Raw genomic sequence first — 13,886 nt, 5'->3', positions numbered from 1 at the left:
GCTTTTTTCGTTTCGGCACCGGCGTTTATCGCTGGCTGCCGGAGTGATAGCATTCGCCCATGCTCCCGATGATCCGCCATCGCTCCACCGGCCGTGCCGGCAGGCTGCTGCTCCTGCTGCTGGCGCTGTCGCTGTGGCCGATGGCGTCGTTCGGTGCGATGCCGTGTTGTCCGAAGGGTGCGCCCGAAGCGACGACGGACGCCGTGGCAGCTTCCACGCACGCAGGGCATGCCATGCACGGCGGCGCCCACGACGCGGTCGACACCGCGCTGGCGGCCTCGGCCGGGTCGGACTGCCACGAGGCGGACGCTGCCGGCCACGCCCACACGGGCTGTGACGCCGAGTGCGTCGCGCGCTGCGCGACGCCGAGCATGTTCATCACCCTGGGGGTTTGGCCGGCACCGGTCCACGCGCAGCTGCACGGCGCCACCTGGCATGCTGCCGTTCCCCCTGTCCTGCAGGCCACGCGCCTGCTGAGGCCACCGATCCACGCCTGAAACCCGTTCCTGCCCGGCACCCGCGCCGGCATCCCGGTTTTCGATCCAAGGCGTATCGATCATGGCTTTCCAAATCCGACGACTCCCCGCCCGCCTGCGCGTGCTGCGCGGCGCCGTCCTCGTTTCCTTCCTTGCACTGGTCGTGCTGCTTGGCGCCTGTGGCCGCGACGACGCGCCCGGCGCGGCGCCCGCCGGGGAGGGGCATGCCGCGCATGTGCACGACCACGATCATGATCATGATCATGATCATGATCACGGACACGACGCCACGGGGCCGCTCACCGCGATCCGCCACGTGTGCCCGATGCATCCCACCATCGTCCAGGACGGACCGGGCCGCTGTCCGATCTGCGGAATGAACCTGGTGCGCGCGAGGTGCCGGTCGCGGCACCCGCCCAGCCTGCCGCTGCCCAGCCCGCCCCTGCGCGGCCTGCACCGGTCGACGTCGACCCTGCGACGAGCGGGGCCACGACCTATGTGTGCCCGATGCATCCGCACATCACCGACGACAAGCCGTCGAGTTGCCCGATCTGCGGCATGGACCTGGTGCCGCGCACGCGCGAGGCTGCACATGCGCCGGGCCAGGCCGCGTCGGTGGCACTGAGCCCCGCGCTGCAGCAGAGCCTGGGGGTGCGCATCGGCCATCCCGAGCGCCGCAGCCTGGCGCCGCTGTTCCGTGTCGGCGCCCGGGTGGTGCCGGACGCCAGTGGCGTGGTGCGCCTGTCCACGCGCAGCGAGGGCTGGATCGAGCGCCTGCATGTGCGTGCGGTCGGCGACCCGGTGCGTCGCGGCGCGGTGGTCGCGGAGATCTATTCCCCGGACCTGGTGCAGGCCCAGGAGGAGCTGCTGCTGGGCGGACGCAGCGTCGCGGGCGCGCGCGAACGCTGCGCCGGCTGGGGGTCGCCGACAGCGACATCGATGCGATCGAGCAGTCGGGCGAATCGCGCCGCAGGCTTCCGCTCCGGGCGCCCGTGGATGGCGTGATCGCCGAGCTGGGTGCCCGCGAGGGCGGTTCGGTGGCCGCGGGGGAGACGGTGCTGGAGATCACGCCGCGCAGCCAGGTTTGGATCGAGGCGCTGCTGTTCCCGGCCCAGCGCATGCAGCTGGGCGACACCGTGGAGGGCCGCTTCACCCTGCCGGGCCTGGCCGGCACCGAGTGGCGTGCCGAGGCCTCCTACATCGCACCCTCGGTGGACCCTGTCACGCAAACCCTGGCGGTGCGCTTCCCGATTCCCGAGGCGGGCGACGCGCTACCCCTCGGCGCGTGGCTGGATGCGGAGATCGCCGGCACGCGCCGTGAGGATGTGCTGGTGGTGCCGTCCTCGGCGGTGATCCGGACGCGCCAGGGCAACCGCGTGGTGCGCCTGGCGGGGGAAGACCGGTTCGAACCGGTGGCCGTCGAACTCGGCGCGATCCACGAAGGCTGGACCGAGATCGTTTCGGGCTTGTCCGAAGGCGACGGCATCGTCTTGTCGGGACAGTTCCTGCTCGATTCCGAAGCCGAGCTGACGTCGGGCCTGCAGCGCATGCAGGGCCATGACCACGGGGGCGGGCACTGATGATCGCGCGGGTGATCGACTGGTCGCTGGCCCACCGCGGCATGGTGCTGGTGGCGGTGGCGCTGGTGACGGTGCTGAGCATCGTGTCGCTGCGCACCATCAACCTGGATGCGATCCCGGACCTGTCCGACACGCAGGTCATCGTGCGCACCAGCTACATGGGCCAGGCGCCGCAGATCGTCGAGGACCAGGTCACCTATCCGATCACCACGCGCATGCTGGCGGTGCCGGGGGCGCGGGCGGTGCGGGGCTTCTCGATGTACGGCGACTCCTTCGTCTACGTACTGTTCGAGGATGGCACCGACCTGTACTGGGCGCGCAGCCGCGTGCTGGAGTATCTCTCGCAGGTGCGTGGCGAACTGCCGGAAGGCGTGGAGCCGCAGTTGGGCCCGGATGCGACCGGCGTGGGCTGGATCTACCAGTACGCGCTGGTCGACCGCAGCGGGCAGGTCGACCTGGCGCAACTGCGCTCGATCCAGGACTGGTTCCTGCGCTTCGAGCTGCAACGCCTGCCGGGCGTGTCCGAGGTGGCCAGCGTCGGTGGCTACGTACGCCAGTACGAGGCGCAGATCGATCCCCGGCGGCTGCAGGCCTACGGGCTGGGCTTCGAGCAGGTGCTGGCCGCGGTGCGCGATGCGAACCAGGAAAGCGGCGGCGGCCTGATCGAGATGTCGGAGGCGGAGTACTTCGTTCGCGGCGTGGGCTACATCCGCAGCCTCGAGGACCTCGGGGCCGTGCCGCTGGGCGTGGCGGCGGACGGCCGGCCGGTGCTGCTGGGAGACGTGGCGCAGCTGCGCCTGGGCCCGGCCTCGCGGCGCGGCATCGCCGAGCTCGACGGCGAGGGCGAGGTGGTCGGCGGCATCGTGGTGATGCGCGACGGCGAGAACGCCCAGGCCGTCATCGATTCGGTCAAGGCGCGGTTGGCCGCGGTGCAGGGCGGCTTGCCGCCCGGCGTCGAGATCGTCACCACCTACGACCGCTCCGCGCTGATCGGCCGTGCGGTGGACAACCTCAGCCACCGCCTGGTCGAAGAGATCGCGGTGGTGCTGCTGGTGTGCGCGATCTTCCTGTGGCACCTGCGTTCCTCGCTGGTCATCGCGCTGTTCCTGCCGCTGGGCGTGCTGGTGGCGCTGGCGATCATGCGCATGCAGGGGCTCAACGCCAACATCATGTCGCTGGGCGGCATCGCGATCGCGATCGGCGCGATGGTCGATGCGGCCGTGGTGATGATCGAGAACGCACACAAGCGCCTGGCCGAGTGGCGCCGGGCCCACGGCCGCAGTCCCGAGGGTGCGGACCACTGGCAGGTGATCCGCGAGAGCGCCACAGAGGTCGGTCCGGCGCTGTTCTTCAGCCTGCTGGTGATCGCATTGTCCTTCCTGCCGGTGTTCGTGCTCGAAGCGCAGGAAGGCCGCATGTTCGCCCCGCTGGCCTGGACCAAGACCTGGGCGATGGCGGTGGCCGCGGCGCTGTCGGTGACCCTGGTGCCGGTGCTGATGGGCTATGCGATCCGCGGCCCGATCATGGACGAGCAGGACCACCGCCTTTCGCGCTGGCTGATGGCGGCCTACCGGCCGGCACTGGGCTTCAGCCTGCGCCACCCGGTGGTGGTGCTGGTGCTGGCCGGCGTGGTGATGCTGGCCACGCTGTGGCCGGCCAGCCGGATCGGCAGCGAGTTCATGCCGGAGCTGGAGGAGGGTGACCTGCTGTACATGCCCACGACGCTGCCCGGACTGTCGCCCGGGGAGGCGCAGGTGCTGTTGCAGCGGACCAACCGGATGATCAAGTCGGTGCCGGAAGTGGCCACCGTGTTCGGCAAGGCCGGGCGCGCGGACACCGCCACGACCCGGCGCCGTTGACGATGATCGAGACCGTGATCCAGCTGCACCCGCCCTCGCAATGGCGCGACGGCATGACGATGGACAAGCTGGTGCAGGAGCTCGATGCAGCGGTGCAGGTGCCCGGCCTGACCAATGCCTGGGTGCCACCGATCCTCAACCGCATCAACATGCAGGTCAGCGGCATCCGCACGCCCCTGGGGCTGCAGGTCAGCGGGCCGGAGCTGCCGGTGCTCTCGCAGTTGGCCACCGACCTGGCCGCGCGCCTGCAGGGCGTGGAGGGCACGCGTTCGGCCTTCGCCGAGCAGGTGGCCGGGGCGCGCTACATCGAGGTCGAGCCCAACCGGCAGGCGCTGGCTCGCCATGGCCTGTCCATGGGGTCGATCCAGTCGCTGCTGGCTTCGGTGGTGGGCGGCGAGTCGGTGTCGACGGTCATCGAGGGCCGCGAACGCTACCCGATCGCCGTGCGCCTGCCGCAGTCGTGGCGTGATTCGCCCGAGGCGCTGGCCGAGCTTCCCCTGGTGACGCCTTCGGGAAGCCACGTGCAGCTCGGCAGCATCGCCGACATCCGCATCAGCGACGGGCCGCCGATGATCCGCAGCGAGGATGCGCGGCCCACGACCTTCGTGTTCCTGGACCTGGCCGATGCCGACATGGGCGGCTGGATCCGGCGCGCCGAGCAAGTGCTGGCCGAGACCGCGCTTCCCGCCGGCTACAGCTGGGACTGGGCGGGCACCCACGTGTACATGGAGCGGGCCAAGGCGCGCCTGTGGATCGCGGTCCCGCTGACGCTGGTGATCGTGTTCGGGCTGTTCTACATGGCCTTCGGCCGGGCCATCGAGGCCGGCATCGTCATGCTGACCCTGCCCCTGGCCGTGGTCGGGGGCGTGTGGCTGCTGTGGCTGCTGGGCTATGCCTGGTCCGTGGCAGTGGCGGTGGGCTTCATCGCGCTGGCTGGCGTGGCCGCGGAGTTCGGGGTGATCATGCTGATCTACCTGAACTCGGCGGTGAAGCGCGCCCGCGAAAGGGGTGGGCTCGGCGACATGGAGTCGCTGGAGCTCGCGCTGACCGAAGGCGCGCTGCGTCGCATCCGGCCCAAGGCGATGACGGTGATCACGATCATTGCCGGACTGCTGCCGATCATGCTGGCCTCGGGTGCCGGTGCCGCGACGATGCAGCGCATCGCCGCACCGATGCTCGGCGGGATGATCACTGCAGCGCTGCTGTCGCTGCTCGTGATCCCGGCGGTCTACCGTCTGTTGCTGGGGCGCGAAGTCAGGCGCAGCGCCATGGAGCCGCCACTGAACACCGGAGAAATCCAATGAAGTACGCCACGATTGCCGGCATGGTCGCGCTCGCGGTCGTGCTCGGGGGCTGCGCCACGGCGCCGCCGAAGGTGGATGAAGCGGCGATCGCCGCCACCCTGGGCGACGCCGGGGCCGACTTCGGGCGCGATGGGCTGGCACCGCTGGACGCGCCCGGGCCGCTGCCGGAGGGCGAACTGTCCACCGCCGGGGCCGTCGCCTGGACGCTGGCCAACCACCCCGGCGTGCATGCGGTGCTGGCGGATCTGGACGCGGAGGCGGCGCGGCGCTGGCAGGCCGGCTTGCTGCCCAACCCGATGCTGTCGGTCATGGGGCTGCGCCGCGACGGCGGTGGCTGGATGCTGGAGTACGGGCTGATGCAGTCGCTGATCGCGGTGTTGCAGCGACCGCGGCGGGTGGCCGAGGCGGACGCGGCCTTGGAGCAGGCCACCGCAGTGGCGGCCGGGCAGCTGCTGGCGATGGCACGGGAAGTGGAAGCCGCCCACCTGGCGGCGCTGGCGGCTTGCGAGCGCGCGGCGATCGAGTCGCAACGGGTGGCGGTGCTGGGCGAGCGGCTCGACCTGATGCACCGCGAACAGGCGCGCGGCCGTGTCGGCATCCTGGACCTGCTCGAGCTCGAGCGCGAAGCCGCCGATGCGCGGGCGATGGTGGCGCGGGCGAATGCGGAGTTCGCCGAACGGCGCGCCGACCTGGCCCTGGCGATGGGACTGGAGCGGGGGACCGCGCTGGTGTTGCCCGGGGAGCTGCCGAGGCCACCGAGTCCGGTGCTGGACGAGGCCGTGCTGCTTGAGATCGCACAGCGGCAGCGGCCGGAGCTGGAGGCCGCATCGGCCGAACGCGAGCGTGCCGCCGCCGCACTGGCGCTGGAAGGGTTCGGACGCGGCGTCGATGTACTCGACGTGGGCGTGCGGCGCGAACCCGGCGCGTTCGGACCGGAGTTGCGCGTGTCGGTGCCGCTGTTCGATGCGGCCGGCGCCCGGGTGGCGCTGGCCCGTGCCGGGGCCGACGCCACGCAGGCACGCCAGGTGTTGCTGCAGCGCCAGGTGGGGGTGGAGGTGGAGCGCTCGGTGCTGGTGCTTTCCGGGCGGCACGGCGCGCTCGAGGAAGTCGAGGAGGCCACTGGGCTGGCCATCGAGCGTTCGACGCTGGCCGGACGCCTGCACGCGGGCGGTGCCACCGATCTCGGCCCCGCGCTCCTGGCCGAGGAGGCTGCGCTGCAGGCGCGGGCGGCGCGGATCGATGCGCGCCTGTCGGTGTGGGACGCCTGGCTTGCGCTGGCCGCGGCCACCGCGTCCGCGCTGGTGGACCCCCTGGAGGAAGACTGACGCTGCGTGTAGGAAAAATCCTACACGCGACTCGGCTTTTCTCCGACGGACAGGGGTCGGGTATTGGCACATGCTCGCTGTGTCCCTTGGGCGCAGGCGTTGATAGGAGCGTGGAGCGCCGACCAAGGATTGGTTTCAGCAAACTTGGGACACTTACATGGCCCGACGTCGCCTCCCCCTGGGTGCGACGTCGGGCCTTTTTCGTTCCAGGCGCCGCGCTTGCTAGTCTGTGATCCACGATGCCCGACGAGGCACGGCGTGGATGAGCTGATGGACAAGGACAATCCGCCCCGCGACAGGCCCAGCCTGCTGGAAGCCACGCTCGGCGCCGAGCGCGAGTTCCTCAGCAGCCGGCACACCCGTCCCGAGGACCACGAAAGCGCGATCCGGATCTTCCTGGAGTTCCTGCGCGGCTTCGCCTCGCTGCACATCGACCGGCCCTGCGTGACGATCTTCGGCTCGGCCCGCTTCGCCGAGGACCACCGCTACTACGCAATGGCCCGCGAGACGGCACGGCAGCTGGCGCAGGCGGGCTTCGCGATCATGACCGGCGGGGGGCCGGGCATCATGGAGGCGGCCAACCGCGGTGCCCGCGAGGGTGGCGGGCCCAGCTACGGCGTCAACATCGAACTGCCCCACGAGCAGAAACCCAACGCCTACCTCGATCACCAGCTGCAGCTGCACTACTTCTTCGTACGCAAGGTGCTGCTGGTGAAGTACTCGTGCGCTTTCGTGCTGATGCCCGGGGGCTTCGGCACGCTCGACGAGGCGTTCGAGGCGCTGACGCTGATGCAGACCGGGCGCATCGAGCGCTTCCCCGTGGTGACGATGGGCGCCGACTACTGGGCGCGCTGCGCGGCTTCCTGGAGGCGTCGGCGCTGCGCGAGAACACCATCGCACCCGACGATACCGCGCTGTGGCACATCACCGACGAGCCGGCGGAGGCGACCCGAATCATCCACGAGGCACGCAAGGCCCGTGAAAACGGTGCACCGGCCGGCGGCAGCCCGGTGTCATGGACCCGACGGTGCCATGGCCCTGAAGCGACTGTCGGTCCGCAACTTCCGCGGCCTGCGGGAAGCCCGCCTGGAGTTCGACACGCTGGCCGTGTGGATTGGCGAGAACGGGGCCGGCAAGTCCACGCTGTTCGATGCGCTGGCGCTGGTCCTGCTGCCCTCCGAGGGCGGGGTGGCCGGTTTCCGCGCGGTTGACTTCCATCGCCCCCGGGGCGGGAAGGGTGGCCCGATCGCCATCACCCTGGAACTGGTCGAGCCGGGCCCGGGTTCCTGGAAATGCCTCGACACGCCGGTGCTCAAGCAGGTCCTGCGCAGCGACGAAGGCGGAGTGCGTCGGATCAGCCTGCGCCTGAAGGCCCGCCGCGACCGCAGCGGGGCGATCCATGCCCACGCCGAGGCGTTGGACTGGGAAAGCCCCGGCGAAGCCGTGGAACTCGACGACGAGACCGTGGCTGCGTTGCGCGAGGCCAGTCCACTCGTCCTGCTGCGCGGTGGCCATCTGGTGCGTGGGACGCAGGTCCAGGCCCGGGCCGGGCGCGCCTCCGACCCCGAAGCGGTTCGAAAGCGCCTGGAGGCATTCCACCAGCGACTCTCCGGTGGCGCACACGCCCCGCGCGAGGCGGGGATGCAGGAGGGGTTGCAGGCAGCATTCGAGCTGGCGCAGCGCATCGGCCGGGGTGTCGACCTGGTGCGTGCGCCAGCGCCGGCGTTGATCGGCGCGATGGCGCAGGCGTTGCGGGGCAACGGCGGCCAGCCAGCGAACGGCACGGGCGACGCCGATGGCGACGAGCCCCTGCCGCTCGCCCAGCACGGCGGCGGCGCGGCCCTGGTCGGGGTGCTGTTCCTGCTGGGTGCACTGCTGGACCGGAGCGAGGATGCGGCGCGGTGCGATCCGGTGGTGTTGATGGAGCAGCCCGAGGCCGGGCTGCATCCGATCCTGCTGGCAGCGGTGTGGCGATTGATCGAGGCCATCGAGCTGCAGCGCGTCGTGGCCACCGAGAGCGGCGTGCTGCTCTCGTCCGCACCGCTCACCGCGGTGCAGCGCCTGTACCGCAGCGATGGCTCATTGCAGGTGCGGCGCTTGCAGGCGGACAGCCTGGAACCCGACGAACTGCGCAAGGTCACCTACCACGTGCGGGCACGCCACGGCGACGCGTTGTTCGCGCGATGCTGGCTCCTGGTGGAGGGCGAGAGCGAGTTCTGGTACCTGCCCGAGTTCAGTGCGGCCCTGGGCTTCGACCTGGCTGGCGAAGGGGTGGCCTGCGTGGAGTTCGCCCAGTGCGGCATCCGTCCGCTGGTGCGCATGGCCGACGCGCTGGGCATCGAGTGGCACGTGCTGTGCGACGGCGATGGCGCGGGCAACACCTATCGAAGCGTGGCGGAAGGACTGCTGGAAGGACGACCCGCGCAGCGTCACATCAGCCAGCTGCGCGAGCCCGATATCGAACGCTGCCTGTGGAATGCCGGCTACGAGACCCTGATCCGCCAGGTGGCGGCGCTGGATGTCGACGGGGAGGGCGGGGAACGGCCGGCGGCGAGCCCGGCGACCCGCACGCTGCAACAGGCGGCGCGACGGGGATCGAAACCGGCGCTGGCGATGGCGATCCTGGAGGCGGCGCGGCAAAGCGACAGCCCCGGCGTGCCTCCGGTGCTCGCACACGCGATCGGCACGGCGGTCGAGATGGCACGAGGCCAGGGGCCGGTGATGGCCTCGTTCGCCTGATCCGACAGGCGAACGGGCGCTCAGTCCTCGAAGCGGCGCAGCACCAGGCTGGCGTTGGTGCCACCGAAACCGAAGCTGTTCGACAGCACCGTGCGAACCTCGGCGTCGCGCGAGCGCGTGACCAGGTCCATGCCGGCCACGGCCGGGTCCGGATCCTCGACATTGATCGATCCGGCGATGAAGCCGTGATCCATCATCGCCAGGCAGTAGATCGCCTCGTGCACGCCGGCCGCGCCCAGCGAGTGGCCCGAGAGCGACTTGGTCGAGGAGAACGGAGGCACCGCATCGCCGAACACGTCGCGCAGCGCACCCAGCTCGCAGGTGTCGCCGACCGGGGTCGAGGTGCCGTGGGTGTTGATGTAGTCGATGCCGCCGTCGATGCCGGCAATGGCCTGGCGCATGCAGGCAGCCGCGCCTTCACCCGAGGGCGCGACCATGTCCACGCCATCGGAGGTGGCGCCATAGCCGACCACTTCGGCCAGGATGCGTGCGCCGCGCGCCTGTGCGTGCTCGAGGCTTTCCAGCACCAGGGCGCCACCGCCGCCGGCGATGACGAAGCCGTCGCGGCTGGCGTCGTAGGCGCGCGAAGCGAGGGCAGGGGAGTCGTTGCGCTTGGTCGACAGGGCACCCATGCCGTCGAACAGCGATGCCATGCCCCAGCTGAGCTCCTCGCCGCCGCCGGCGAACATGACGTCCTGCATGCCCCACTGGATCTGCTGCACCGCCGCGCCAATGCAATGGGCGGACGTGGCACAGGCGGAGGAGATGGAGTAGTTCAGCCCACGGATCCCGAACGCCGTGGCCAGGCAGGCCGAGACGGTCGAGCTCATCGTCCGGGTGACCTGGTAGGGGCCGACGCGCCGCACGCCCTTGGCGCGAAGGGTGTCGGCCGCCTCGATCTGGTGTTCCGGAGAGCCGCCACCCGAACCCATCAGCAGGCCGGTGCGCGGGTTGGACACCACGTCGGTCGGCAGGCCGGACTCCTCGATCGCATCGGCCATCGCCACGTAGGCATAGGCCGCCGCGTCGCCCATGAAGCGGCGCAGCTTGCGGTCGATGCGGGCTTCCAGCTCGATCCGTGGTGCGCCCGAAACATGGCTGCGCAAGCCCATTTCCTCGAACTTCGCGTCGTGGCGGATGCCGGATTCGCCCTCGCGCAGCGAGCGGGTGACGCTGCCCAGGTCGTTGCCCAGGCAGGAGACGATGCCGCGACCGGTAATGACGACCCTGCGCATGGTCAGAACTGCGAGGTGTCGGAGAACAGGCCCACGCGCAGGTCGCTGGCGCGGTAGATCTCGCGCCCGTCGACCTCCATGCGTGCGTCGGCGATCGCCAGCTTGAGCTTGCGCGCCACGACCCGCTTGATGTCGATGATGTAGGTGACCTTGCTGGCCGTGGGCAGGACCTGGCCGGTGAACTTCACTTCGCCCACCCCCAGCGCGCGACCGCGGCCCGGCAGGCGCTTCCACGTCAGGTAGAAGCCCACCAGCTGCCACATCGCGTCCAGGCCCAGGCAGCCGGGCATGACCGGGTCGCCTTCGAAATGGCACTGGAAGAACCACAGGTCGGGGCTGATGTCGAGCTCGGCGATGACCTGGCCCTGCCCATGTTCACCACCCTCGTCGGCGATGTGGGTGATGCGGTCGAACATCAGCATCGGGGGCAACGGCAGCCGGCCGCTGTCGGGGCCGAAGAGTTCGCCCTTGCCGGAGGCGATGAGCTGTTCGCGGGTAAAGGAGTCGGACATCGGAGGGCTTTGGCGTGGCGCCGGTCAGCGGGAGGACTGGGCATTATCGGGCCGCAGGACGCGATTGGATACATTCGCCTGCGAATGGTGGCCCGTCTCCCGCATGGGAGCGGTGGCCCGAGGGCAGCTATGATGGGCCACGCGTCCGCCTTCGCAGGGTTCCACGTGCGCCGAATTTCACTGTGTGTGCTTGTCCTCGGGCTGGCGTGGCTGGCCTGGGGAGCTCCCGTGCACGGCGGGGCGGCGCACGGGGCGGAACTGCGTGGCGCCTGGCAGGCGCTGGAGGGCGACGCACAAGCCCGCGAATGGAACAGCTTCGACCCGGCTCGCCTGGAGCGCATTCCGCGCCAGGCCGCACCCGCCCGGATCCGGCTGTGGGTCGAGGGTGGCGACGGCGCGATCGGCGAACCGATGCTGGTGGTGCTGAGCCCGTCGATGGAACGCCTGCAATGGGTATCCCCGCGCTCTGGGGAAGCCGTCGGTGCCGCGTTGCTCGACGTCCAGCGGGTGGGTTGGCTGGGACATGGGCGCATCGCGGTGGAACTTGAAACCGTGCCCCGTGCGGACGCGCCGTTCGAGTTCGAGCTGCAGCAGCAGGCGGCCGTGAACGGGCGGCTCGCCTTCGAGATCGCCAGCCGGGCCGACGTGCTCGCCGATGACGCGGCCTGGATCGCGTTGGTCAGCACCTGCCTGGCGTTCCTGGCGGGCATGGCCGCGATCGCCCTGGTGTTCTTCGTGAGGCTGCGTGACCGCACCTTCCTCTACTACGCCGGCTACCTGCTGGCCTACGCGCTGGTGCAACTGATCCAGACCGGCTTCGCGGGCAGCCCGCTGGGGTGGAGCTGGGTGGCACAGGCGCCGCGGGAGTGGGGCAGGGCAGCGGTGGTGGTGTCGCTGGTCACCTCGGTCCTGTTCCTGATCCACTTCGCCCAGGTGAAGCGGTTCCTTCCGGCGGCGATGCCCTGGCTGCGGGGCTACGTGGGCCTGGTGGCGGTGCTGGGGGTGCTCGGGTTCGTGCCGTGGACGGTGGCCGCGCTGGGCGCGGCCGGGCTGGCCAACCCGTTGATCCTCCTGGGGGGTCCGCTGGTGTTGGCAGTGGCGTGGTCCGCCTGGCGTCGCGGCTCCCGCTATGCGGGCTTCTTCCTGGTCGGGTGGACGCCGTTGCTGCTGCTGACCGTGGCGGGAAGCCTGCAGGTCTACGGGCTCTGGCCCGGCTGGTTCCTGGCGACGGAAACCGCCCTGGTGGCGGCCGCGTTCGAGGCGCTGGTCCTTTCGGCGGGACTGGCCGACCGCGCCGCGTCGATGGCGCGACAGCGCGACGAGGCGATCGTGCAGGCCTCTCAGGACGCCCTGACCGGCGCGCTGAACCGCCGTGCGTTCGAGGAGAAGCTGGCCACGGTGCTGCAGGTGAGGGGGCGTGGCGAGCCGGTCAGCCTGCTGTTCGCGGACCTCGACGGATTCAAGCAGCTCAACGACGCGCTGGGCCACGTCCACGGCGACGCCATGCTGCAGGCGGTCAGCTCGGCGATGAAACTGCAGATGCGCAGCGGCGACGCCCTGGCACGGCTCGGTGGAGACGAGTTCGTGATCCTGCTGCCCGGCACGTCGCGACAGGAGGCTCGGGTGGTGGGCGAACGCGTGCGCCGCGCGATCGCGACGCTGGGGCCGGACGCGGACGCCGCAGGCCGGGGACCGGCATCGGTCAGCGTCTCGATCGGAATCGCCACCGCCCGTGACGGGGAGTCGGCCTCGGACCTGCTGGAGCGTGCGGACCAGGCCATGTATTCGGTGAAGCGCAGTGGTGGCAACCGTGTCGAGGCGGCCCGCAACGCCGCCGAAACGGACGATGCCCTGGCGTAGGAGCGCTGCTGCGTCGAATCCTCAGGGCGTGGAGTCATCCCAGGCGATGTCGATGTCGTCGGGTCCGGCCAGGATCTGCTCGACGAGCAGCCCGACGGTGCCCGCGTCGCCGGCGTCGTTGAGCCGTTCGACTGCCATCGGATCGAGGGTCGCTGCCTCCTCGTCGTGCACCGGCTCCTCGAACAGGGTCATGAAGCGCTTGAACTCTGCGTCGTCGAGATGGGCCAGCGTGCGGCCACTGCGTCGGTCGTAGATGCGGGGCATGTCGTTCTCCGGGGTGGTCGTTCATCCATGACAACGCGAAACGCCAAAATCCACGCTGACTGAAGTCAAACCAGCGCTCAGCCCGTGGATCTACTCACGGAGGAAGTCGCTGATCGGCGTCGTTTCCGGAAGGATGTAGACGACGCCCGCGGTTCCGGCGAAGGCGCGCCGGACCACGGATTCATAGAAATCCTGCGGCACGTTGATGCAGCCGAAGGAGATCCGCTTCTCGTCGGGGTCGTCGCTGCGCAGGCGTTCGGCACGCCGCTCGTGGGGCGAGCCGGGCACCAGCGGATGCAGGGCGATGGAGGCCTCGTAGTCGATCACCAGGATGCTGCTGCCGCGGACGTCCTTCTCCAGGTGGGCCACGAACCGGCCCGCCGGCGTGGTGCGGTGCTCGGGGCGGATCTGCGCCAGCGGCAGGTCGCCGATGCCAGGGGCGGTCGTGTCCCCACGCGCCGAGCCGAGCAGGGCCGAGTCGATGCCCAGCAGGTCGCCGACGGCGTTGAACACGTAGACGCGGGCAGCGACCTTGTCGACCAGCATGAACGGCAGCCCATCGTTGTCGCGGGCGCTGCCGACCCATTGCGCCACCTGCCTGACCTCGGTGGACGCCTCGTGGTCGCCGAAGTCCGGGCCGGCGATGTCGTTGCCTGCCCAAACCGTCGCGCAGGCGGTGCACAAAGCCGCCAGCGCGACACCCCGGAACCATGCCCGTGGTGCGGACATGCG

13 protein-coding genes are annotated in these 13,886 nt (G+C 70.5%); 9 read left to right on the top strand and 4 right to left on the bottom strand.

Translation table 11 applies throughout. The annotated features are described in order from the left end of the window. Positions 1–59: 59 nt before the first annotated feature. The 8 genes from FU658_RS14370 (at position 60) to FU658_RS06335 (ending at position 9,283) form a co-directional block, all read left to right on the top strand. A complete protein-coding gene (locus FU658_RS14370; protein WP_187265960.1) occupies positions 60–497 on the top strand; it encodes a hypothetical protein in 438 nt (145 codons plus the stop codon). A 61-nt stretch (positions 498–558) separates the two neighbouring features. Further along, positions 559–1,101 (top strand): heavy metal-binding domain-containing protein, encoded by a 543-nt coding sequence (locus FU658_RS15995; protein WP_425477590.1) that lies wholly within the window; start codon positions 559–561, stop codon positions 1,099–1,101. Beyond that, positions 984–1,481 carry a heavy metal-binding domain-containing protein gene (locus FU658_RS15155; RefSeq protein ID WP_147891312.1) on the top strand — a complete coding sequence of 166 codons (498 nt, stop codon included), beginning with the start codon at positions 984–986 and terminating at the stop codon, positions 1,479–1,481. The genes FU658_RS15995 and FU658_RS15155 overlap by 118 nt, the downstream gene beginning before the upstream one ends. After that, positions 1,478–2,056 carry a permuted SH3 domain-containing protein gene (locus FU658_RS14720; protein WP_187265980.1) on the top strand — a complete coding sequence of 193 codons (579 nt, stop codon included), beginning with the start codon at positions 1,478–1,480 and terminating at the stop codon, positions 2,054–2,056. The genes FU658_RS15155 and FU658_RS14720 overlap by 4 nt, the downstream gene beginning before the upstream one ends. Further along, positions 2,056–3,915, top strand: a complete 1,860-nt coding sequence (locus FU658_RS15990; protein WP_425477589.1) for an efflux RND transporter permease subunit — start codon at positions 2,056–2,058, stop codon at positions 3,913–3,915. The genes FU658_RS14720 and FU658_RS15990 overlap by 1 nt, the downstream gene beginning before the upstream one ends. 2 nt (positions 3,916–3,917) lie before the next feature. Further along, positions 3,918–5,219, top strand: coding sequence for an efflux RND transporter permease subunit (locus FU658_RS15985; protein ID WP_425477588.1), 1,302 nt, complete (start codon positions 3,918–3,920; stop codon positions 5,217–5,219). Then, entirely contained in the window at positions 5,216–6,544 is a 1,329-nt protein-coding gene (locus FU658_RS06340) for a TolC family protein (protein WP_147891310.1), read from the top strand. The genes FU658_RS15985 and FU658_RS06340 overlap by 4 nt, the downstream gene beginning before the upstream one ends. 258 nt (positions 6,545–6,802) lie before the next feature. Next, on the top strand, positions 6,803–9,283 hold the full coding sequence (locus tag FU658_RS06335) for a TIGR00730 family Rossman fold protein (RefSeq protein WP_147891309.1): 2,481 nt from the start codon (positions 6,803–6,805) through the stop codon (positions 9,281–9,283). Between the two features lie 20 nt (positions 9,284–9,303). On the opposite strand, the gene fabB is transcribed toward FU658_RS06335, so the two are convergent. Then, positions 9,304–10,518, bottom strand: a complete 1,215-nt coding sequence (fabB, locus tag FU658_RS06330) for a beta-ketoacyl-ACP synthase I (RefSeq protein ID WP_222708368.1) — start codon at positions 10,516–10,518, stop codon at positions 9,304–9,306. 2 nt (positions 10,519–10,520) lie between these two features. After that, complete coding sequence (fabA, locus tag FU658_RS06325) at positions 10,521–11,030, bottom strand: 3-hydroxyacyl-[acyl-carrier-protein] dehydratase FabA (protein WP_147891308.1); 510 nt, start codon at positions 11,028–11,030, stop codon at positions 10,521–10,523. Between the two features lie 228 nt (positions 11,031–11,258). Here fabA and FU658_RS06320 point away from each other — a divergent pair, with 228 nt between their 5' ends. After that, positions 11,259–12,890: a GGDEF domain-containing protein gene (locus FU658_RS06320; RefSeq protein ID WP_187265957.1), complete on the top strand. Its 1,632-nt coding sequence runs from the start codon at positions 11,259–11,261 to the stop codon at positions 12,888–12,890. Between the two features lie 21 nt (positions 12,891–12,911). On the opposite strand, the gene FU658_RS06315 is transcribed toward FU658_RS06320, so the two are convergent. Together FU658_RS06315 and FU658_RS06310 are read right to left on the bottom strand one after the other, a co-directional pair. After that, on the bottom strand, positions 12,912–13,154 hold the full coding sequence (locus FU658_RS06315) for a hypothetical protein (RefSeq protein ID WP_147891306.1): 243 nt from the start codon (positions 13,152–13,154) through the stop codon (positions 12,912–12,914). Positions 13,155–13,244: 90 nt separating this feature from the next. Next, positions 13,245–13,883, bottom strand: a complete 639-nt coding sequence (locus FU658_RS06310; protein WP_222708367.1) for a L,D-transpeptidase — start codon at positions 13,881–13,883, stop codon at positions 13,245–13,247. Between the last annotated feature and the right edge of the window lie 3 nt (positions 13,884–13,886).

The organism is Alkalisalibacterium limincola (assembly GCF_008017755.1).
Lineage (GTDB): Bacteria > Pseudomonadota > Gammaproteobacteria > Xanthomonadales > Xanthomonadaceae > Alkalisalibacterium > Alkalisalibacterium limincola.
Note: the sequence above shows the minus strand (reverse complement) of the source record. Positions and strands in the feature narration are given on the sequence as shown.